19 protein-coding genes are annotated in these 20,681 nt (G+C 66.9%); 8 read left to right on the top strand and 11 right to left on the bottom strand.

Features of this window, described 5'->3' with window-relative positions; all coding sequences use genetic code 11:
* Positions 1-109: 109 nt before the first annotated feature.
* Positions 110-784, bottom strand: a complete 675-nt coding sequence (gene mtrA / locus FBY30_RS13305) for an MtrAB system response regulator MtrA (protein WP_142133282.1) — start codon at positions 782-784, stop codon at positions 110-112.
* A gap of 168 nt (positions 785-952) precedes the next feature.
* On the opposite strand from mtrA, the gene FBY30_RS21005 reads away from it, so the two are divergent.
* From FBY30_RS21005 to FBY30_RS13275, 6 genes are read left to right on the top strand one after another with little or no spacing between them, the layout of a single operon-like run.
* A complete protein-coding gene (locus FBY30_RS21005; protein ID WP_235009582.1) occupies positions 953-2,602 on the top strand; it encodes a DUF7847 domain-containing protein in 1,650 nt (549 codons plus the stop codon).
* Positions 2,592-3,230 (top strand): DUF4129 domain-containing protein, encoded by a 639-nt coding sequence (locus tag FBY30_RS13295; protein ID WP_142133281.1) that lies wholly within the window; start codon positions 2,592-2,594, stop codon positions 3,228-3,230. Before FBY30_RS21005 ends, FBY30_RS13295 begins: the two co-directional genes overlap by 11 nt.
* Positions 3,227-4,453: a DUF4350 domain-containing protein gene (locus FBY30_RS13290; RefSeq protein WP_327437012.1), complete on the top strand. Its 1,227-nt coding sequence runs from the start codon at positions 3,227-3,229 to the stop codon at positions 4,451-4,453. Before FBY30_RS13295 ends, FBY30_RS13290 begins: the two co-directional genes overlap by 4 nt.
* Before the next feature lie 35 nt (positions 4,454-4,488).
* The gene (locus tag FBY30_RS13285; RefSeq protein WP_142135252.1) at positions 4,489-5,463 is read left to right on the top strand and encodes an AAA family ATPase; all 975 of its coding nucleotides are present in this window, start codon (positions 4,489-4,491) and stop codon (positions 5,461-5,463) included.
* Positions 5,463-6,755, top strand: coding sequence for a DUF58 domain-containing protein (locus FBY30_RS13280; protein ID WP_142133280.1), 1,293 nt, complete (start codon positions 5,463-5,465; stop codon positions 6,753-6,755). Before FBY30_RS13285 ends, FBY30_RS13280 begins: the two co-directional genes overlap by 1 nt.
* A gap of 58 nt (positions 6,756-6,813) precedes the next feature.
* The gene (locus tag FBY30_RS13275; protein WP_142133279.1) at positions 6,814-7,527 is read left to right on the top strand and encodes a DUF4166 domain-containing protein; all 714 of its coding nucleotides are present in this window, start codon (positions 6,814-6,816) and stop codon (positions 7,525-7,527) included.
* A gap of 3 nt (positions 7,528-7,530) precedes the next feature.
* Here FBY30_RS13275 and FBY30_RS13270 read toward each other — a convergent pair whose 3' ends face one another.
* From FBY30_RS13270 to FBY30_RS13230, 9 genes are all read right to left on the bottom strand, one after another.
* Entirely contained in the window at positions 7,531-8,613 is a 1,083-nt protein-coding gene (locus tag FBY30_RS13270) for a hypothetical protein (RefSeq protein ID WP_442858286.1), read from the bottom strand.
* Entirely contained in the window at positions 8,610-9,017 is a 408-nt protein-coding gene (locus FBY30_RS13265; protein ID WP_142133278.1) for a chorismate mutase, read from the bottom strand. Before FBY30_RS13265 ends, FBY30_RS13270 begins: the two co-directional genes overlap by 4 nt.
* A gap of 103 nt (positions 9,018-9,120) precedes the next feature.
* On the bottom strand, positions 9,121-10,836 hold the full coding sequence (locus tag FBY30_RS13260) for an ABC transporter ATP-binding protein (protein WP_142133277.1): 1,716 nt from the start codon (positions 10,834-10,836) through the stop codon (positions 9,121-9,123).
* Positions 10,833-11,876 (bottom strand): ABC transporter permease, encoded by a 1,044-nt coding sequence (locus FBY30_RS13255; protein ID WP_142133276.1) that lies wholly within the window; start codon positions 11,874-11,876, stop codon positions 10,833-10,835. The genes FBY30_RS13260 and FBY30_RS13255 overlap by 4 nt, the downstream gene beginning before the upstream one ends.
* 2 nt (positions 11,877-11,878) lie before the next feature.
* Positions 11,879-12,970: an ABC transporter permease gene (locus FBY30_RS13250; RefSeq protein ID WP_142133275.1), complete on the bottom strand. Its 1,092-nt coding sequence runs from the start codon at positions 12,968-12,970 to the stop codon at positions 11,879-11,881.
* Positions 12,971-13,098: 128 nt separating this feature from the next.
* Positions 13,099-14,739 carry an ABC transporter substrate-binding protein gene (locus FBY30_RS13245; protein WP_142133274.1) on the bottom strand — a complete coding sequence of 547 codons (1,641 nt, stop codon included), beginning with the start codon at positions 14,737-14,739 and terminating at the stop codon, positions 13,099-13,101.
* Positions 14,740-15,009: 270 nt separating this feature from the next.
* Entirely contained in the window at positions 15,010-16,143 is a 1,134-nt protein-coding gene (gene mnmA / locus FBY30_RS13240) for a tRNA 2-thiouridine(34) synthase MnmA (RefSeq protein WP_142133273.1), read from the bottom strand.
* Positions 16,144-16,273: 130 nt separating this feature from the next.
* Positions 16,274-17,503 (bottom strand): cysteine desulfurase family protein, encoded by a 1,230-nt coding sequence (locus FBY30_RS13235; protein ID WP_142133272.1) that lies wholly within the window; start codon positions 17,501-17,503, stop codon positions 16,274-16,276.
* A 44-nt stretch (positions 17,504-17,547) separates the two neighbouring features.
* Positions 17,548-18,213 (bottom strand): helix-turn-helix transcriptional regulator, encoded by a 666-nt coding sequence (locus FBY30_RS13230; protein WP_142133271.1) that lies wholly within the window; start codon positions 18,211-18,213, stop codon positions 17,548-17,550.
* A gap of 88 nt (positions 18,214-18,301) precedes the next feature.
* On the opposite strand from FBY30_RS13230, the gene FBY30_RS13225 reads away from it, so the two are divergent.
* The gene (locus FBY30_RS13225) at positions 18,302-18,724 is read left to right on the top strand and encodes a DoxX family membrane protein (protein WP_142133270.1); all 423 of its coding nucleotides are present in this window, start codon (positions 18,302-18,304) and stop codon (positions 18,722-18,724) included.
* Between the two features lie 110 nt (positions 18,725-18,834).
* On the opposite strand, the gene FBY30_RS13220 is transcribed toward FBY30_RS13225, so the two are convergent.
* The gene (locus tag FBY30_RS13220; protein WP_235009438.1) at positions 18,835-19,380 is read right to left on the bottom strand and encodes a hypothetical protein; all 546 of its coding nucleotides are present in this window, start codon (positions 19,378-19,380) and stop codon (positions 18,835-18,837) included.
* Between the two features lie 350 nt (positions 19,381-19,730).
* On the opposite strand from FBY30_RS13220, the gene FBY30_RS13215 reads away from it, so the two are divergent.
* Positions 19,731-20,672 carry a J domain-containing protein gene (locus FBY30_RS13215; RefSeq protein ID WP_142133268.1) on the top strand — a complete coding sequence of 314 codons (942 nt, stop codon included), beginning with the start codon at positions 19,731-19,733 and terminating at the stop codon, positions 20,670-20,672.
* Positions 20,673-20,681 lie beyond the last annotated feature (9 nt).

The raw sequence follows: 20,681 nt of genomic DNA, 5'->3' as shown, positions 1-20,681 counted from the left end.
GCTGCTGTCCCCCGCGGCGTCGTCCTGTCCCGCGGTGTTCACGCTCCGGCCGGTAACCGCAGTGTGCGGGGTTGTGCGCTGGTCCGGTTCCCCGTCCTGCGCAGCGGGGTCAGACCCCTGCTTTGTAGCCGACACCACGCACCGTCAATACAACTTCCGGGGCTTCCGGGTCCTGCTCGATCTTCGACCGCAACCGCTGGACATGGACGTTGACCAATCTGGTGTCGGCAGCGTGCCGGTAGCCCCAAACCTGCTCCAGCAGCAGCTCCCGGGTGAATACCTGCCACGGTTTGCGGGCCAGTGCCACCAGGAGGTCGAATTCCAGCGGCGTGAGGGAGATCCGCTCACTGCCGCGGCTGACAGTGTGGCCGGCGACATCGATGGTGATGTCCGCGATGCGAAGAGTCTCGGGCGCCTTCTGGTCCCCGGGGCGAAGGCGGGCACGCACACGTGCCACCAGCTCAGCGGGCTTGAAAGGTTTGGGTACGTAGTCGTCAGCGCCGGACTCCAGTCCGCGGACGACGTCGGAGGTGTCCGATTTAGCGGTCAGCATCACGATGGGCACGTCCGACTCACTGCGGATCTGCCGGCAGACCTCAATGCCGTCCATGCCGGGAAGCATGAGGTCGAGCAGGACCAGGTCCGGCCGCGATGACCGAAAGACGTCCAGCGCCTGGGCGCCGTCGGCGCAGAAAACCGGCTCGAAGCCGTCATTACGGAGGACAATTCCAATCATCTCGGCCAGCGCTTCGTCATCATCTACCACCAGAATGCGTGCCTTCATAGCTATATATTCCCTTATCGAAATGGGTTTGTCCTATTGAGCGGCTTCCGGCATGGCGGGAGTACTAGGCCGTCCGACGCCGGAACTATAGTCTTGGGGTCATGTGCTGTGCTGCCGGTGCGCACCTTCGGGCGGGCGGCAGGCGGACTGGTATTGGGGGAGGAATCAGTGTCACCACAGGAGTCGGGGGCCGGGGAGCCCGGGCAGGAGCGGCCGGGCGACGCGCCGGACGGCAGCGCGGCTGCGCCGGCAGGCACGCCGGGACCGGGGATGGCTTCACCCGGGACACCAGGACCAGAGACGCCAGGACCGGAGACGCGCAGACCAGGCGAGGGTGCCTGGGACCAGCCGTGGGCGGCGCCGGGACACCTGCCACGCGAAGGCCAGCAACCAGGGCCCGGGCAGCAATCACCCTGGGAGCGCCAGCAGCCATGGCAGCAGCAGTCGCAAACGCAGCCGCAGCAGTGGCGGCAACCGGCCGGCCAGCAGCCGTCCGGGAATGGCCCGTACGCCGGCGGACCATACCCCGGTGCCTCCACCTCCGGGACCCAGCCGTACGGCGGCAACGCCTACGGCGGACAGGCATACGGCGGGCAGGCATACGGCGGGCAGGCATATGGCGGCGGGCAGCCCCCGAATGCCTCCCCCTACAGCGGGTCACAATATACGGGCTCCCCGTATGCCTCCGCGCCCTATGCAGCCTCTTCTTATGGAGCATCACCTTACGGAGCTTCACCGGCCGGCCAGCCGCGGTACGTGGCCCCGCCCAAGCCGGGGATCATTCCGTTGCGGCCCCTGATGTTCGGGGAAGTTTTGGACGGATCATTCCAGGCCATCAGGCGCAATGCCAAGGCGATGCTCGGAGCCGGTTTGCTGGCGCAGTCACTTTCCGCCATCCTCGCTGCGGTGGTCGCCGCACTCCTTGCCACGTCGTCAGGGTCTGTCCAGGGCTGGGCTGAAACGGCCAGCAGCGCCGAGCTCACTTCCCTGGGGATCGGGATGATGGCCGGCTTCACCCTCCTGTCCATCTTGTCGGTGTTCATTTCCGCCATCCTCCAAGGCGCCATGGTGGTGCCTGTGGCACGCTCCATCCTGAACCGGCCCACGGGCTTCCGCCGCATGATGTCGCTGGCGCGGCCAAGGTTTGGCGCGCTGGCCAGGCTGGCGGCGCTACTGGTTGTCGCGGTTCTGGCCACCATGGCACTCTTCTTCGCCATCATCGTTTTCCTGTTCTCCAACGTCCGGGGCGCAGCCGTACTACTGGTCTTCCCCCTCATGCTGGCTCTTGGCGTCGCGGTTGCGTGGGTGGCGGTGAAGGTCATGGTGGCCCCTGCCGCGGTCGTCATCGAAGAGGTCGGGGCCTTTGCCGGAATCCGGCGTTCCTGGGAATTAACGCGGGCCAACTGGTGGCGGATCCTGGGCATCACATTGGTGGTGGCCATCCTGGTCGGGGTGATCACCCAGGTGGTTCTGATTCCGGTCAGCCTCCTGCCCACATTCGTGACCGGCGTCGTCTCACCGCACGGCGGCAGCGGCCAGGACGCCACAATGGGCGTCGTCATGGGCGTCGTCACGGCCGTGATCGGTGCATTGGTGGGCGCGGTGGCTTACGCCTACCAGACGTCAGTGATGGCACTGCTCTACATGGACCTGCGGATGCGCAAGGACGGCCTGGACATCGCGCTGCTGCGCCAGCTGGAGACCGGCGCTGATCCTGACGGCGTCCCCGGCAGGGGAACAGGGGCAGGCACCAGCACGCCGTACCCCGGGTACGGGACGGCACCAGGGTCACCGGGGGCATGGCCGTATGGCCGCTGAACCTCCGGTGCTCCCTGTTCCGGCGGAGGCACGGCGCTGGGCGGTAGAGGAGCTGGCCAAACCCGAATACCGCGACGCCGCTCCGTCCTGGCTGGACACCCTCTGGCGGAACTTCCTCGACTGGCTGCAGTCCTTGGACGGCTCTTCCGGGGACGCAGCCTCGGTGCCCAGCCCGGTCATTGCCCTCGTCATTGCGGCCATCATCGCTGCCGCCATCCTTCTTGCCCGCCCCCGGCTGAATGCCCGCGCACGGAAGACCAGGGACGTCTTCGCAAGCGAACCGGCCATGTCAGCCACGGACTACCGGAACCGCGCAGAAGCCGCAGCCGCGGCCGGAAAGTGGGGGGACGCCGTCGTCGACCGTTTCCGGGCGGTAGTCCGGAGCGCTGAAGTCCGCACCATCCTGGACCCGCGGCCGGGCCGTACCGCGGACGAAGCGGCGCGGGCTCTTTCCGTGCCCTTCAACGCTGAGTCCGGGCGATTGCTGCTGGCGGCGGCGGTCTTCGATGGCATTCGGTATGGGAACAGGGCAGCAGGCAGGGCCGACTACCAGGAGATGGTGGGCCTGGACTCCGCCTTGGACGCCATGAAACCGGTTCCAACCGGCAGTGCAGGACGGCTGCCGTGAGCGGGCCCGCAACTGATGCAAGGCAGCCCGGGCCCACCGGCAGCCTGGAAGACACCCCGGAAGCGGTGCCCGTACCACCGAGCTCCCGGGCACGAAAGTTGTCCGCGTGGCTGCGCCAGCACCGCGGACTGACGGCAGCGGGTGTTGTGGTGGCCGCCGCATTGGCATTGGTAATCGGCACGCAACTCGCTCCCAAGGGCGACACCATTCCCCTCTCCGTCCACAACGCCGGACCGGATGGGGCCAGGGCGCTGGGCGAGATCCTGGGCCGGCACGGAGTCTCCGTCCACACGCCCGCCCGCTTTGACGCAGCGCTGGAGGACCTGCGCTCGGGCTCCTCCCCCACCCTCCTGCTGTACGACAGGAACGGCATCCTTGGTGAGCCGCAGCTGACCGCCCTGATGTCGGCCGCGGACAAAGTGGTGGTGGTCTCCCCCAGGCTGGAAACCCTCGCCGCCCTTGGCAGCGGGATCCGCCAGGCCGGCGTGGTTCCTGATGGCTTCCCGGTCCTGGAGCCCGGATGCACGCACCCGGACGCGGAGGCAGCGGGACAGGTATCGGGCCAGGACGGCTTCGTGTACGACGGCGGGGCGTCCTGTTACCGGGCAGCGGGAACCGCCGGGATGCTCGCCGTCAGCGACGACGGACGCCTGGCCGTGCTGGGCAACAGGGCCGTGCTGGGCAACGACAAGCTGGATGAACTTGGCAACGCCGCGCTCGCGGTCCGGATGCTTGGTGCATCACCGGACCTTGTCTGGTACCTGCCCTCGCTGGAGGACGTAGCGGTGACCGGATCCGGGAAGACACTAGATGACCTGGCACCCGATTGGGCCCGCTTCCTGGGCCCCTGGCTGCTCCTGGTGGCATTGGCCGCCGTCCTGTGGCGGGGGCGCCGCCACGGCCCGCTGGTGTTCGAGCCGCTGCCGGTGGTGGTCAAAGCTGTTGAGACGGCGGAAGGGCGCGCCCGGCTCTACCAGGACTCCCGCTCCATTGGCCAGGCCCGGGACAACCTGCGGGCCGGGCTGCTGGTGCGGCTCTCCGGAAAGCTCCGCCTGGGCCCGGGCGCCACTGCCGAGGACACCATAGCCGCCACGGTCAGGCTCCTCGGCACGGACGCCACCGCCATCCGCACGCTGATAAACGAACGCCCAGCAACCGAAGCCCGGCTGGTGGCCTGGTCACAGGCGCTGGACAAACTCGAGAAAGAGGTCATGACCCGATGAGCGAACAGAGCAGTGGCCCGGGAACCCTTAATGCCATGGACTCCGGCAGCTACATGGACGACGACGGCGCGCGGCAGGCATTGCTTGCTGTCCGCCGGGAAGTGGCTAAGGCAGTGGTGGGACAGGACGCCACGGTCACCGGCCTCCTGATTGCCATGCTGTCGCAGGGGCATGTACTGCTGGAGGGCGTGCCCGGGGTTGCCAAGACCCTGCTGGTCCGCGCGCTCTCCTCCGCATTGAGCCTGGACACCAAGCGCGTGCAGTTCACCCCCGACCTCATGCCAGGCGATGTCACCGGTTCACTGGTTTACGATTCCCGCACTTCCGAATTCAGCTTCCGGGAGGGACCGGTTTTCACCAACCTGCTGTTGGCTGACGAGATCAACCGCACCCCTCCAAAGACCCAGGCTTCGCTCCTCGAAGCCATGGAAGAGCGGCAGGTATCGGTGGACGGCGCGTCCCGGCGGCTGCCGGCACCCTTTCTGGTGGCGGCCACGCAGAATCCGGTGGAGTACGAGGGGACCTACGCCCTGCCGGAGGCGCAGCTGGACAGGTTCCTGCTCAAGCTCACCATGCCGCTGCCTGAGCGCGGGGACGAAATCGAAGTCATCCGCCGCCATGCCGCCGGGTTCGATCCCCGGGACCTGGCAGCAGCCGGCGTCCGGGCGGTGGCCGGCGCTGAGGACCTGGAACGGGCGCGGGAGGCAGTGACGCGGGTGGCGGTGGAGCCGGAAATAATCGGGTACATCGTTGACCTCGTGCGGGCAACCCGGGCCGCCCCTTCATTCCAGCTGGGGGTATCACCCCGCGGTGCCACTGCGCTCCTCAACACCTCACGGTCCTGGGCATGGCTCTCCGGCCGCCCGTTCGTCACCCCTGACGACGTCAAGGCACTGGCACTCCCGTGCCTGCGGCACCGGGTGGCCCTGCAGCCCGAAGCCCAGATGGACGGCGTCCGGGTGGACGATGTCCTGGGCAACATCCTGGCGTCCGTCCCCGTCCCCCGCTGATGGCCATCTCGGGACGCTTCGTTGCGCTGGTGCTGCTTGGCCTGGTGCCGGTGCTGCTGTCCCCGGGATGGCTGACCGTGCTTGCCACCGCTGCCGTTCTCGCGGCCCTGTTGGCTGCCGACCTGGTCTTCGCGGCATCCCTTCGACGGGTCAGCGTGGTGCGCGCGGAGCCTGGAAACGTGACGCTTAACAGATCGGTGGACGCCGTCCTCACGGTCCGAAACAGCGGTACCCGCGCGCTCCGGGGATCGCTGCGGGATGGCTGGCAACCGTCCGCCGGGGCACAAAACCCGGTCCAGGACATCGACGTCCCGCCCGGGGAAGGCAGGCGCTACGCGGTCCGGCTGCTGCCGGTCCGCAGGGGTGACCTGGCAGCGCGGCACGTGACGCTTCGCTCGTTCGGGCCCCTGCGCCTGGCCGCCCGGCAGCGCACCATTGAGTGCCCCGGCTCAGTGCGGGTGCTGCCGCCCTTCCATTCCAGGCGGCACCTGCCCTCGAAGCTGCTGAAACTGCGCGAACTCGACGGGAAGGCCGCCGTCCAGATCCGCGGCGCCGGTACCGAGTTCGACTCCCTGCGCGACTACGTCCGCGGCGATGACGTACGCTCCATCGACTGGCGGGCTACGGCCAGGCGCTCCGCAGTGGTGGTCCGGACGTGGCGCCCGGAACGGGACCGGCGCGTGGTGATGGTCCTCGACACGTCCCGCACGTCCGCGGCCAGGATTGCTGACGAAACGCGCCTGGACACCGGGATCGAGGCGGCACTCCTCCTGGGCGTCCTGGCCGAACGGGGCGGAGACCGGGTGGACTTCGTGGCGTTCGACCGCAGGACCCGGGCGCGGGCCGGCTCTGCCGGGCAGGGCACCATCCTGGGCCGGCTGGTCCAGGCCATGGCACCCCTTGACGCCGAACTGATCGAGATGGATTGGTCCGCCGTCCCTGCGCAGGTGCGGGCCGTATCCGCGCACCGGTCCCTGGTGGTGCTGCTGACGTCACTGGACAGCGGGGCGCCGGAAGAGGGGCTGCTGCCGGTGGCCGAGCGGCTGGCGAGCCAGCATGTGGTGGTGGTGGCCGCCGTCCGCGACCCCCAACTGGGCGCGATGCTCAGGGAACGAAACGACGCCACCGGAGTCTTCCGCGCGGCAGCGGCTGAGCGTGCGCTCCTGCAGCGTGCGGCGGTGACTGCCGAGCTGCGGCGCTATGGAGCGGAAGTGGTGGACGCCGAACCGCACGAACTGCCGCCCAGGCTTGCAGACATGTACATCCGGCTCAAGGCTGCCGGTAGATTGTGAACCCGGAGACAGTCAGCCCCGCTTGGCACGACGTCACAGGCAACAGGAGGTCCACTACATGAGCGTCCCCATTTACCGGCAGGCCCTGGGTACGGAGTTCTCCCGGCTGCAGCCCGAGCTGCAGGAATACTTCTCGCTGGCGCCGGGATCCGGGCACTACGGCGTGGGGGAAGGAACGTTCGACGTCGTGGGGTGCCGCCAGCGGTGGCTGCGCCCCTTGCTGCGGCTCACCGGGGGCGAAGAAGCCTTCTTTCCCGAGTACGGTGAGAACATCCCGTTCCGGATCGAGAACCACGCGCACCAGGATCCGTTCGGCCGCTCCAGCCTGACCGCCCGCCGCGAAATACGCTTCCCGGAGTGCACCCGGCTTTTCCAGGACACCACCAGCGCCACCATCCGGACCGGTGCCACCCAGCTGGTGGACTACGTGGGACGGTACCGGCGCCTGGTGACGGACCTGAACCTCAGCGTCACCCTGGAAGGAAGGCTGCGCGGCGTTTCAGAAGCTTCCCGGCTCTTCCTGGGCCCCCTCCGGCTACCCCTTCCGGCAGCCCTGGACGCCAAGGCCTATGCCGAACAGTGGTGGGACCCGGCGGAGGGCAGCAACGGGCGGCACCGCATCCAGGTGAAAGTTATCCAGCCGCAGATCGGCTTGGTCCTGGTGTACGCTGGCGCCTTCGACTACCGGCTGCGTCCCTACAGCGGCGGAAGCTCCGCGCAAAGCTACCTTCCCCGCTACGCCCAACCGGACCGCTGGGAAAACCGGGTCTAGCGCCTACCCCAGTACCTGCTGGTTGAGTCCGTCAGCCACCTGGGTGAGCCTCCCCAGGACCGCGGTGGCCTGCGAGGGTGTGAGGCCGGCGAGTCCTGCCGAGGGCGTCACCCTGGTGGCGGCAAGCAGCGACGCCGGAAGGCCCAGCTGGCGCCAGGGACGCCACACGGACTCCACGCAGTCGGCAACCTTGGGCACCGGGCCGCCCGACACCTCCAGGGCGCCTGCCCAGAACTGTTTCCCCGCCTCCACTGCTCCGGCCACCTGCTCCCACTGGCGGCTGGTCAACGCCCTCAGCGGCAACGCAACGCCGTCGGCGCCCGCGGCCAGGGCCAGCTCGATCGGCGCCTCGATCTCCGGAAACGACACCACCACGTCGGCGGCGCCGGCTGCCCGCAGGGCATCCAGCACCAGGCGCCAGGACTCGCGTACTTCCGATGCCGGTACTGCCCGGAGCGTGCGGTAGCCGCTGGCGGTGGGTATGGTTCCGGCCAGCACGGCGGCGATGGCGGGCTCGTCCACCTGCACCACCAAGCGGGCACCCGGAACGGCCGCCGCCACCCGCGTGAGGTAACCGCCCACTCCGGCTGCGAGGGAAGCGGCCAGATCCCGCCGGGCGCCGTGGTCCAGCAGCGCGCGCTCACCGTTGTGCAGGTAGAGGCCCGCGGCAAGGCTCAGCGGGCCCACCAGCTGCACCTTGAATTCGGCAGCGGAAGCGTCTTCCGCCCCCGCCACGTCCGCGAGCACGTTCAGGTCGGTGGAGAGCGCCGACGCGGCACGCCGCATGTCCTTGCCGGGCCGGTCCACAAGGCGCCACCCGTGGGGCTGGACATCCACCGCGAGTTCCTCCAGGAGCGAAGCGGTACGCCCGAGGGCGTCGGAACCGACCCCGCGGTCCGGAAGCTCGGCCAGGAACGGCAGGTGTGGGCTGCCGAGCTCACCCCGGATAATCCGGGTTGCTTCGAGCGGGTCGTCGCCCGGCCACGGACCCAGTGCCGTTGCCGTGACCTCGGTGGCTACGTGTGAAGGGGCCTCCGCATCAGCCGGAAGCTGGGCAGACCCACCTTGGTACTGTTCCCGGCTCACGCCAGTGCGGAGGTCTGGGACTGTTGTCCGGATGATGCCTGGTGGTCCTCGGCGATGGCCTCGTGGTGGCGGATCACCTCACCGATGATGAAGTTGAGGAACTTTTCGGCAAACGCCGGATCCAGGTGCGCGTCCTCGGCAAGGCGGCGCAGGCGTGCGATCTGGGCAGCTTCCCGCCCTGGGTCACCGGCGGGCAGGCGGTGTGCAGCCTTGAGGAAACCCACCTTTTGAGTGGCCTTGAAGCGCTCAGCCAGGAGGTACACCAGGGTGGCATCAATGTTGTCAATGCTGGAACGGATGGACAGCAGTTCAGCCATCACCGATTCGTCCACGTGGCCTGCCAGGGAACTGGCGGAGGGATCGAAATCATCGGAGCCAGGAGGGATGGGGTTGTGCTGCGTCATGGTCCCAGTCTATGGGAGCGGACGGAATCACCGCGGGTGTGAAGCGCCGGTGCCGGCAGGCTGCCGGCACCGGCGCTGTCCACTGCGGGACGTGGTGCAGGGGTCAGATGCCCAGGAGCGCCCGGTGCTCCTCCCTGCGTTTCGCCTGTTCCGCCGGGTCAGGCACGGGCAGGGAGGCAATAAGCCGCCGCGTGTAATCATGCTGCGGATTGCCCATGACCTGGCTGCCAATCCCCTGCTCCACCAGCTTGCCCTTATACAGGACGCCAACCCAGGAGGACAGGATGTCCACCACCGCAAGATCATGGCTGATGAACAGGCAGCCGAAGCCAAACTCCTCCTGGATGTCCCTGAACAGCTCCAGGACCTTCGCCTGCACCGAAACGTCCAGGGCCGACGTCGGCTCATCCGCTATCAGCAGCCGGGGGTTCAGGCTCAGGGCACGGGCCAAGGATGCCCGCTGCCGCTGGCCGCCGGACAATTCGTGCGGGTAACGCCCCGCGTACGACGCCGGCAGCTGGACTGATTCGAGCAGCTCACCAACGCGCTTGCGCGCCTGGGCATCGCTTGGCCGGGTGTGGATGAGCATGGGCTCGGCGATGCACTCGCCGATGGTCAGCTGAGGGTTGAAGGAGGCGGCCGGGTCCTGGAACACGAAGCCAATATCCTTGCGCAGCGGCTTGAAAGTGCGCTCGCGAAGGTTCAGCATCTCGTAGCCCAGCACCTTGAGGCTCCCGCCAGTGGTGCGGTTGAGCCCGGCGATGGCGCGGCCGATGGTGGTCTTCCCGGACCCCGACTCCCCCACCAGGCCAAACACCTCACCCTTGGACAGGGTGAAACTGACACCGTCCACGGCTTTAAAGGCGGGCGCCCCAAGCCGCCCCGGGTACTCGATCTCCAGGTTCTCGGCAGCCACCAGCACTTCCTCATCCTGGTAGCGGCGTTCGGTCAGGCCTGCCGACGCCGAGTTGCGGCCCAGGTGCGGCACTGCGGCAAGGAGGTTGCGGGTGTAGGCCTGCCTTGGTTCGGCGAACAGCGTCTTCGCCGGGGCTTCCTCCACGACGTCGCCCTGGTACATCACCACCACGCGGTCCGCCAGGTCTGCCACCACGCCCATGTTGTGCGTGATCAGTACGATCGAGGTGCCGTACTTGTCCCGCAGGTCCCGGAGGAGTTCCAGGATTTCAGCTTGTACGGTGACATCCAGGGCAGTGGTGGGTTCGTCGGCAACAATGAGGCCGGGGTTCAGCGCCAGCGCCGCCGCGATCACCACCCGCTGCTTCTGCCCGCCGGAGAACTGGTGCGGGTAGTAGTTGACGCGGTGTTCGGGGTCGGGAATGCCCACCTTGCCCAGGGCCTCGATGGCGCGCGCTTTGGCTTCCTTCGCGGACACCCGTCCTCCGCCGTTTGCTCCCGCATGGGCCCGTATGCCTTCGGCGATCTGCCACCCCACCGTGAACACGGGGTTCAGGGCGGTGGATGGTTCCTGGAACACCATGGCCACGTCGCGGCCGCGGATCTGCCGCAGCCGCCCCGGGCTGAGGCTGATGACGTTGGCGCCGTTGATCAGCACCGCGCCCGAACTCACGGCCGTTTCCGGGAGCAGGCCCAGGATGGTTTTCGCAGTCACCGTCTTGCCGGATCCGGACTCGCCCACAATGGCCAGCACCTCGCCGGCCCTGACCTCCAGGCTGACATCCTTGACGGCCTGCACGTCACCGCCATCCGTAGCGAAGGTGACTTTCAGGTGGTCGATATCCAGAACCGTTTTCCGGCCCTGGTCCTGCTGGTCTGACAGTGAACCGAGGTTTTCGCTCACGGGTTGCTCAATTCTGTTTCGGGGCCGGATCCGCCGGAAGCAGCGGTTGCAGCGGGAGCGGCCGGCGTAGCGCCGATGCCCTTGCGGCCGCTGCGCTTGCGGCCGCGGAGGCGCGGATCGTTGAGGTCGTTGATGCTTTCGCCCACCAGCGTCAACCCAAGGACTGTCCAGACGATGGCCAGGCCAGGGAAAAGGCCCGTCCACCAGATGCCCGACGTGGTGTCCGCGAGCGCCTTGTTCAGGTCGAAGCCCCATTCGGCTGCAGAGCTCGGTTCGATGCCGAAGCCCAGGAAGCCCAGCCCGGCCAGCGTCAGGATGGCTTCGGACGCGTTGAGGGTGAAGATCAGCGGCAGGGTACGGGTGGCGTTGCGGTAGATGTGCCGGGTCATGATGCGGATGTTCGACGCGCCCACCACTTTGGCGGACTCGACGAAGGGTTCCGCTTTGAGGCGGATGGTCTCTGCCCTGATCACCCTGAAGTACTGCGGGATGAACACCACAGTGATGGAAATGGCAGCGGCCAGGATCCCGCCGAACAGGCTGGACTGCCCACCGCTGATAACGATGGCCATCACGATGGCAACCAGCAGTGACGGGAACGCGTAGATCGCATCGGCCACCACCACGAGGACGCGGTCCAGCCACCCGCCGATGTACCCGCTCACCAAACCGAGGATGACGCCGGCGAAAATGGAGAGGACCACGGCCACGATGATGACCAGGAGGGCCGTCTGGGTTCCCCAGACGACCCGCGAGAGGACGTCGTAGCCGCCTACCGTGGTGCCCAGGAGGTGTTTGCCTCCTGGCGCCTGCTGGGTAGGGAAGCTGCCGTCAGCGTCGGACAGCTGCGCGAAGCCGTAGGGCGCCAGCAGTGGTGCGGCCAGCGCGGTGACCAGGAAGATGCCGGTGAGGACCAGGCCCACCACCAGCATGAAGCGCTGCAGGCCGACGCTCTTGTTGAAGTGCGAAACAACCGGCAGCCGCCGGAACATGGAAGCCCGCGGATTGGCGACGGGCTCGAGAGTTGCATTGGCAGACATTCTTAGTACCTCACGCGGGGGTCGATCAGCGCGGCGATGATGTCCACGATGAAGTTGGTGACGGCGACGATGACAGCCAGCAGCACCACAATGCCCTGGACGGCCACGAAGTCGCGCGCCGTGAGGTAGTTGGCAAGCTGGAAACCGAGGCCTTTCCATTCGAAGGTGGTCTCGGTCAGCACCGCTCCCCCCAGCAGGACAGCGATCTGCAGGCCCATGACGGTGATGATCGGAATCAGGGCCGGTTTGTAGGCGTGCTTGGTGACCAGGCGGAACTCGCTGACGCCGCGTGAGCGGCCGGCTTCAACGTAGTCCTTTCCGAGCGTGCCGATGACGTTGGTCCGGACCAGGCGCAGGAAGACGCCGGCCGTCAGGAATCCCAAGGCCAGCGCGGGAAGGACGGCGTGGGACATCACGTCGCTGAAGGCGGCCATGTTGCCGCTGCGCAGGGCGTCCAGCCAGTAGATGCCGGTGGGAGCTTCCAGCGCGGTGAGGGACAGCTCGGTCCTGGTGCCGGCTCGGCCGGCGACGGGAAGCCAGCCCAGCCACACCGAGAACACCAGCTTGAGCAGCATGCCGGCGAAGAAGACCGGGGTGGCGTAGAAGAGGATGGCCAGGATCCGGAGCACGGCGTCCGGGAGGTGGTCACGCCGGTGCGCGGCGACCATGCCGAGCGGGATTCCCACCAGCAGGGCGACGATGAGGGCGTTGATGGCCAGCTCCAGTGTGGCCGAGCCGTAGGTGGTCAGCATCTCGGTGACCTGGCGGTTGTCCGAAAGCGTTGTGCCGAAGTTTCCTGTGACCAGCTGGCCCAGGTATTCGAAGTACTGCACGATCAGCGGCCGGTCATAGCCGGCGGCGTGGATCCGTTCCTGCAGCTGCTCCGGGGGCAGCCGGCCGCCCATGGCGGCCGTGATGGGGTCCCCGGTGATCCGCATGAGGAAGAAGACCATGGTGACGAGGATGAGGATGGTTGGGAAAATCAGCAGGAAGCGGACCAGGATGTACTGGCCCAGCCCTCCGCCTGCCTGCTTTTTCTTGGGCGGAAGGAGCGCGTCCGCGTCACTGGGTGGCGCGTCAATCAAAGTTGTCATCGGTACCTGGATTCGTGGTGACCGGGAGCCAGCAGTCCCCTCGGTGCTGGCTGATGACCGGCAAAAGGCGGGACACCGTTGCGGCGTCCCGCCTCTGGCCAGTCAGAGCCCGATGGGGGGTGGAGTGCTTACTTGGACAAGACGCCAAGGCGGGTCTTGAAGGAAGGATCAAGGGTCTTTTCGACGCCCTTGACATCTTTCCCCGCCACCAGCAGCTGCGAGCCCTGGAGAAGCGGCAGGGTGGAAAGGTCCTTGGCCACAGCGGTCTGGACATCGCCGATCAGCTTCTGGCGCTCGGTCTTGTCCGGGGTGGTGAGCTGCTTCTGCACCAGGTCCGTGACGGTCGGGTTCTCGTAGTGGTTCTTCAGGAAGTTGCCGGGGATGAAGAACGGCGTGAGGTAGTTGTCAGCATCGGAGTAGTCCGGGAACCACCCCAGCTGGTACACCGGGTAGGCATCAGCGGTGCGTGCCTTGGAGTAGGTCACCCACTCTGTGGACTGCAGGTCCACGGTGAACAGGCCTGACTTCTCCAGCTGCTCTTTCACCATGGCGTACTCGTCGCCGGAGGACTTGCCGTAGTGGTCCGGGTTGTACTGGAGCTTGATGTTGACCGGACCGGTGATGCCGGCGTCGGACAGGGTCTTCTTGGCCTTGTCCAGGCTCGGCTTGCCGCTGCCGTCGCCGTACATCTCCTTCATGGGCTGGGTTGCACCCGGCAGGCCGTCAGCGACCACCGAGTACGCGGGAACGTAGGTTCCCTTGTAGACCTGGTCGGAGATGGCCTGGCGGTCCACGATGTCAGCCATGGCCTGGCGGACCGCCAGGGCCTTGGCTGGGTTGGCTTCCGGCGTCTTGGCGCCAAAGGGCATGGTGTCGAAGTTGAAGACGATGTACCGGAGCTCACCGCCCGGGCCCTTGTAGACCTTGACCTTGGAGTCTTTGTCCAGGTCCGCGGCGTCGGTCGCGGTCAGGCTGCGGCCGGCAACGTCGATGTTGCCACCCTGGACGTCCAGCTTGAGGTTGTTGGAGTCCGCGTAGTACTTGATGACGGCGCTGTCGTTGGCCGGCTTGCCCAAAAGTCCGTTGTAGTCCGGGTTGCTCTTAAGGCTGACAAGTTCGTTCTTCTTGTAGGAATCGATGGTGTAGGGGCCCGCAAAGGGCTTGCCGGCGACGATGTCTTCATCGCTCATCACTTTGTCGGCCGGGAAGACTTCCTCGTCCACGATCGGCCCGGTGTTGGTACCCAGGACGCTGGGGAACACCTGGTCATTGCCGGCCTTGAGAGTGAACACCACCGTGGTGTCATCCTTGGCTTCCACCGACTTGAGGTTGGACAGCAGGGAGGCGGGACCGTTGGGATCGTCAATCTTCACTACGCGGTCGTAGGAGAATTTCACATCCGAGGCGGTCAGGGCGTGCCCGTTGGCAAACTTCAGGTTGGGCTTGAGCTTCACCGTGAACTCCGTCGGCGAGGTAAAGGATGCGGACTCAGCGATGTCCGGGCTGACCTCAGCTGAGCCGGGCTTGGAGTTCATCAGGAAGGGGTAGACCTGGTTCATCACCAGGAAGGACCCTGCGTCGTAGGAGCCGGCGGGGTCGAGGGTGACAACCTTGTCGGTCGTTCCGAAAGTGATGGCACCGCCACCGGCGCTTCCGCCGCTCGACGTTCCACCGCCGCCGCCCGATGGCCCGGTGCAGGCTGTCAGGGCCAGGGCGGAGATGCCTGCCAGCGCGATGGCGCGGTGCAGGCCAGTTGTGCTCTTGATCATCTGTGAACTTTCTGTCCGATGAGTACGCGCACGCTGGAGACACGGGCAATGTTGACCCTTGCCCCCGGCGGGCAGTGCTGATCCCTAGATTCAATCAGAGAGTCAGCCCTCAAGATGGCCATTTCCGTGACTTGAAACACAAAATTTATCTCATTGGTACTGTTGCCCACTTGGCGGACAGAGCCTGCTGGCGACGGGCCGCATAAAAGTTCCGGGGACGGCAAAGCACTGCCCCGGTGATATCCGGGACAGTGCCTTGGATCGTGCAGGTTACAGGGCGGCCCGCTGGAGCGAACGCGCGGCGTCTATGGTTGCCTGGCCCAGCACCCTGGTGCCCTGGTACAGGACCACGGTCTGCCCGGGCGCGACGCCCCGCAACGGTGTCACCAGGCGGACCACCAACTGGCTTGCCCCAGCGCCGTCCGCGGCGGGCTCCATCCACGCCGTCGCCGGAACCGGATCCCCGTGGGCCCGCACCTGTGCATAGCAGTCGAATTCGGCTCCGGTTTCCACTTCCGCAATGGGAAGGCCTGCCCAGGACACCTTAATGCCGCGGATCTCGTCGATTGCCAGCAGCGCCCCGGGGCCCACCACTACCTTGTTTTCCTTGGGCCGGATTTCCAGCACGAAGCGGGGCTTGCCGTCAGCAGCAGGGGTTCCCAGCTTGAGTCCGCGCCGCTGGCCGACAGTGAATGCGTTGGCACCCGGGTGCTCCCCCACTTTGGCTCCTGTCTCATCCACGATGTCGCCGCTGGTCATGTCGATCTTGTCGGCAAGCCAGCCCGCGGTGTCGCCGTCGGGGATGAAGCAGATGTCGTGGCTGTCCGGCTTGTTGGCCACCGAGAGGCCGCGCCGCTCCGCTTCGGCCCGCACCTCGGCCTTGGAGGGGGTGTCCGCCAGCGGGAACATGGAGTGCCTGAGCTGTTCGTGGGTAAGGACGCCGAGGACGTAGCTCTGGTCCTTGGCCCAGTCGGCAGCGCGGTGCAGTTCCCGGTTGCCGTTGGCGTCCTCGATGACCTTGGCGTAGTGCCCGGTGCAGACGGCGTCGAAGCCCAGGGCGATGGCCTTCTCCAGAAGGGCGGCGAACTTGATGCGTTCGTTGCAGCGCATGCAGGGGTTGGGCGTCCTGCCGGCCGCGTATTCGTCGATGAAGTCCTGGACGACGTCTTCCTTGAAGCGCTCGGAGAAGTCCCACACGTAGTACGGTATGCCGAGTACGTCGCAGGCACGCCACGCGTCGCGCGAGTCCTCGATGGTGCAGCATCCACGGCTGCCGGTGCGCAGGGTTCCGGGCATGCGCGACAGGGCCAGGTGGACGCCGACGACGTCGTGCCCGGCCTCCACCGCGCGGGCGGCGGCAACAGCGGAGTCAACTCCGCCGCTCATGGCTGCTAGTACTCGCATGCTGGCTTTCTGTTGGGGGATGCTTGTTCTCCGGGGCCGCAACGGATTGACCGCAGCGGCGGCGGAAACGATCTTCGCCTATCCATTCTACGGTGGCAGGCAAATTGGCCGGAAAAGGTAAGGGTGAGGGTCACGCCCCGGCCAGAGCCTGCCGTGCCACGGTCCCTGCAGTCTGGATCGAGGACTCATGCCCGGCCATGCCCGCCTGGCGCGCCCGGGCATAAGCTTCAGGCAGCGCCGCAAGCAGGGCGTCGACGTCGGCTTCTGTGGAAGCGTGCCCCAGGCTGAACCGCTGGGCCCCGCGCGCCGTTTCCTCGTCCAGGCCCATGGCCAGGAGCACGTGGGAGGGCCGGGGCACGCCGGCCGTGCACGCCGACCCGGTGGACGATTCGATGCCCGCGAGGTCAAGGAGGAACAGCAGCGAGTCCCCTTCGCAGCCGGGAAATGTGAAATGGGCGTTGCCGGGAAGCCGGCCGGCCCCAGGCGCACCGCGGAGGACCGCCTCCGGTACCCGTTCCCGGACGCCGTCGATCAGCCTGTCCCGCAGCGCGGCGATCCGTGCCGACTCCGTGGGAAGCGCTGCAGTGACAGCTTCCGCGGCTGCAGCGAAGGCAGCAATGGAAGCGGTGTCCAGGGTGCCGGAGCGTACGTCGCGTTCCTGCCCGCCGCCATGCTGCACGGGCGTCAATTTCACGGCCCGTCCCAGCAGGAGTGCCCCCACCCCGACGGGGCCGCCGATTTTGTGCCCCGAGATGGACATGGCATCCAGGCCTGAATCCTTGAAGTGCACCGGCACCGAGCCGAACGCCTGGACTGCATCGGAATGCACCGGGACGCCTGCACCATGGGCAAGGTCAACGATGCGCCGGATCGGCTGGATGGCGCCCACCTCATTGTTGGCCCACATGACGGTCACCAGCGCCACGGTACCCGGATCGCGCGCAAGTTCAGTTTCGAGCACATCCAGATCCAGCACCCCTTCGCCGTCCACCGGCAGCCAGGTCACCTCGGCACCTTCGTGGCGCTCCAGCCATTCCACGGTGTCAAGGACCGCGTGGTGTTCGACGGCGGAACATAGGATGCGCCGCCGCGTCGGGTCTTCTGCCACCCGGGACCAGTACATGCCCTTCACCGCGAGGTTGTCCGACTCGGTGCCTCCCGAGGTGAAGATCACCTCCGAGGGGTGGGCTCCCGCCGCTGCGGCAATGGCTTCCCGGGCATCCTCCACGGCACGGCGGGCACGGCGGCCGGACCCATGCAGCGATGAGGGATTGCCGGTCCGCGCGAGCTCCCGGGTCAAGGCGGCGAGCGCGGCTCCGGAAAGCGGCGTGGTGGCGGCATGGTCGAGGTAGGCGGGCATCCTCCAATTCTATCGCCCCGTGCCCCAGCTCCCGGCGGGCGCCGTTAGCCGGCGCCCTTGATCCGGGCGCAGCAATGACCTGGCTCGGAGGCCTCGGCGACACGGTCCTCGGGGCTGCCGCAGCCAACCGCCGCCCCCCGCAGGAAGGCGCCGTTCATGTCGCACACTACCGTTGCATGGGTCCGCGAAAGCCTATGGAAAGGGCAGTTGGGCAGCCGGTAGCCGCCGTCACCATCAGGCTGTGGCTGGTAGCCCGCTTCCGACAGGAAATCCTCCAGCCCGCCGGCCGCTTCTGCGAGTTCCCGACCCTTCCGGAACGCAACGTGGCGCAGCGACTCCCCCACCGGCCCGCCTTCGGCCTGCGAAGACTCGATGGCAGCCGCCATCAATTCCCCGGCGAGGTCATAGTTCCGGTCCGGTACGGAGGCTCCTACTTCGCCGCCCACCGGCCGGTACATTTTGGCCGGACGTCCCGACCCTGGCCCCGTCCTGCCCGCGGGCTTAAGGAATTCCACGGCCAGAAGTCCATCCTGGACCAGCCTGTCGAGATGGAAGGAAACGGTGCTCCGCGCCATTCCAGCCGCCTCCGCCACCTCATCGCGCCCCATGGGCCGGGGCGACGCCGCCACCAGCTCGAACAGTTGCAGCCTCTTCCCGTCCGTGAGTGAGGCAACGGCGGCGATCCTGTCCGCCCAGGGAAGTCGGTACATGACGCCTCCAAATCCAAACACAAGATCTATTGATTATAGAACAGGCGCTTTCTAAAATTGCGGTACCTACTTTTAGAAGGAGTACACCATGAAATCAGCATCGGCAGTGCGCACCCAGCATGCATTCACCACCATGCCGGCGGACCGGCAGGCCTTCCTGCTGCTGCGCACTGTCTTTACCGTTGCGCCCATCCTTTTCGGCCTGGACAAGTTCACGAATATCCTCACCCAGTGGACCGTCTACCTGGCACCCCAGGCCACCGCGGTGGTGCCGCTGCCACCCCAGACCTTCATGTACGTCGTCGGGGTGGTGGAGATCATCGCCGGCGTGGTTGTGGCCCTTCGTCCAAAGTACGGCTCGTTGTTGGTGGCCGCCTGGTTAGCTGGGATCATCATCAACCTGCTGCTGCTGGGAAGCTTCTACGACGTGGCCCTGCGGGACTTCGGGCTCCTGGTAGGCGCCCTGGCCCTCAACCGGCTGTCTGCGGGGATCAGCCGGTCCGCCGTTTAACCCGTTCTGTCCGCGGAAGCGGGTGTTCCGTGCAAAGAATCCGCCGGCAGCTGTGCCCTCCAGCCGCCGGCGGCCTTGCGCCGACCTGGCCCACCTGCCAACGGGCCAGGTCAAGCACCGGGAGGAAGCAGCGGCAGGTAACGGCGGACGTCGTTGCGCGCTGATGCCAGTGCCGCCGCGTCCGGGCAGGACACCGATATATACGCCGACGAATCCGCCGTACCAAAAACCCTCGCCAGCACCGCAGTGGACCGCCCGCCCGGAGCCGCCTGCTCCAGCGCCAGCACTTCAACGTTTTTGCCCGGCGCGTCCGGCGTGCCGCCCCACTGCAATGTTTCCGTCTTCAGGTACGAAGGCTGGATGGTGCCGTCCAGGTACTGGAAAAGCGCAACGGTTGAGTCCCGGTCCCCGCCCCGCGCCAGCGGAGCCTGGCCCGTACTGATCCGGGCCGCCACAACGCAGCCATCCGTCCTTGCGTATTGGCTGGAACCGGCCACGTTTTCCTTTTCGAGCTTCCAGCCGGGCGCGCCTTTCAGCTCATCGGAGATGCCCACCGGCACTCCGGGCGCCAGCGTCCCGCCGGCAGCGAAGGGGAGGTCCCGCGCCGCAACGGCGGCAGCGTCGTACCCCGGGGTAATGGTGGGAGTGGCCAGCACCGGAGTGTTTGAAGTTGCAGCCGGTACGGAAGGATCCGGAACACCTACGCTGCACCCGCCCAAGAGCATAGAGCCCAGGCATGCAAAGGCGAGCGGCACTCCCCTGTGCCGTGCCCTGCCGGGCCGCCCAGCCGTCGTCGGCATCTCCATTTCCACCCCTGCTTGTTTCTTCCGGCCGCGGATCACCGTTCAGCCGCGCAGGCACGAGTCTAGACTCCGGTCCGCCGGGAACCCGCAAGCACCCGGCGTTCGTTGTCACGGCATGGCGCCACAAGTGCTGGCTAGACTGGGCGGGCACCCGTTTCCCTGACGGAAAACAGGAAGCCGCGCATGATGTAAAGGAAAAATGCTTGACCGAGAGCAGCAGCTCCCACTACCAGGTCCTTCGCGTGGCCGTCACCGCCACCGACAAGGAAATCAAGGTGGCCTACCGCCGCGCCGCCAGGATTGCGCACCCGGACCACGGCGGTGATGCCGCAGCATTCCGGCGAGTGACTGCTGCCTACGAGACCCTGATCGATCCGCAGCGGCGGAAAGCCTACGACCGGTCCTACGGTGCTGGTCCAGTCCGCGGAGCCGCGCCCGACGACGGCGCCCATTTTGATGCCCCTGCCGCCGGAAGCAGGGCGTCGGCAACCGTCCGGAGGCCAGGAAACGGCAGGAACACCGCAGGCGACCCGCCGATCTATGTTCCGCCGTACGAAGGAAACGACGTTCCCCTCATCCCCCTGGCCCAGGCCCGCCAGCAGGTTCACGGGATGCCGCGGAAACGCGGCATCTTTGGTGCTGAGGCCCGGATCCAGCGCGAGATGCGCACCGTGCAGCTGCTGACCCGGCAGGTGCTGCCGGCCATTCCCGCCGCCCGGCTCGTCAATGGACTGCAGTCCCCGGCGGACAACAGCCATATCGACCATGCGGTCCTTTCCGGCTACCGGCTGGCCTTGGTCAATTCCATGCTCCTGCCCAGGGGCGCCTACGCCTGGGACGGCAGGACACTCAACCATGGCGGCCGTTCCGTGGCGCCTCCGCAGCTGGCGCGGGTGGTGTGGGCCATGCAGGAAATCTTCCCGGAGCTCAACGTCACCGGATGGACCGTGGTGCACGGCCCGGACGGAAACCTCCATGAACCGGTAATAGACCACCACCGGCGCCCGGCCGGCGCCCTGGAGACTGTCCAGATCGTGAACGCAGCGGGCATGGTGCGGGGCCTGAAGGATTTCCTTGCCTCCGGGCCCGCACCCAACACGGTGAACGTCCCGGTCCTGGCCAGGCTGCTGCGCGGCATGCACTGACGACGGTGG

The organism is Arthrobacter sp. SLBN-83 (genome assembly GCF_006715285.1).
In the GTDB taxonomy this organism is placed as follows: domain Bacteria; phylum Actinomycetota; class Actinomycetes; order Actinomycetales; family Micrococcaceae; genus Arthrobacter.
This window is presented reverse-complemented; position numbering and strand designations above follow the sequence as displayed.

Excerpts from the sequence above, each read along its gene's own strand:
- mtrA (WP_142133282.1), bottom strand. The coding sequence starts at position 784 with ATGAAGGCACGCATTCTGGTGGTAGATGATGACGAAGCGCTGGCCGAG.
- FBY30_RS13295 (WP_142133281.1), top strand. The coding sequence starts at position 2,592 with ATGGCCGCTGAACCTCCGGTGCTCCCTGTTCCGGCGGAGGCACGGCGC.
- FBY30_RS13285 (WP_142135252.1), top strand. The coding sequence starts at position 4,489 with ATGGACTCCGGCAGCTACATGGACGACGACGGCGCGCGGCAGGCATTG.
- FBY30_RS13280 (WP_142133280.1), top strand. The coding sequence starts at position 5,463 with ATGGCCATCTCGGGACGCTTCGTTGCGCTGGTGCTGCTTGGCCTGGTG.
- FBY30_RS13275 (WP_142133279.1), top strand. The coding sequence starts at position 6,814 with ATGAGCGTCCCCATTTACCGGCAGGCCCTGGGTACGGAGTTCTCCCGG.
- FBY30_RS13265 (WP_142133278.1), bottom strand. The coding sequence starts at position 9,017 with ATGACGCAGCACAACCCCATCCCTCCTGGCTCCGATGATTTCGATCCC.
- FBY30_RS13255 (WP_142133276.1), bottom strand. The coding sequence starts at position 11,876 with ATGTCTGCCAATGCAACTCTCGAGCCCGTCGCCAATCCGCGGGCTTCC.
- FBY30_RS13250 (WP_142133275.1), bottom strand. The coding sequence starts at position 12,970 with ATGACAACTTTGATTGACGCGCCACCCAGTGACGCGGACGCGCTCCTT.
- FBY30_RS13245 (WP_142133274.1), bottom strand. The coding sequence starts at position 14,739 with ATGATCAAGAGCACAACTGGCCTGCACCGCGCCATCGCGCTGGCAGGC.
- mnmA (WP_142133273.1), bottom strand. The coding sequence starts at position 16,143 with ATGCGAGTACTAGCAGCCATGAGCGGCGGAGTTGACTCCGCTGTTGCC.
- FBY30_RS13235 (WP_142133272.1), bottom strand. The coding sequence starts at position 17,503 with ATGCCCGCCTACCTCGACCATGCCGCCACCACGCCGCTTTCCGGAGCC.
- FBY30_RS13230 (WP_142133271.1), bottom strand. The coding sequence starts at position 18,213 with ATGTACCGACTTCCCTGGGCGGACAGGATCGCCGCCGTTGCCTCACTC.
- FBY30_RS13225 (WP_142133270.1), top strand. The coding sequence starts at position 18,302 with ATGAAATCAGCATCGGCAGTGCGCACCCAGCATGCATTCACCACCATG.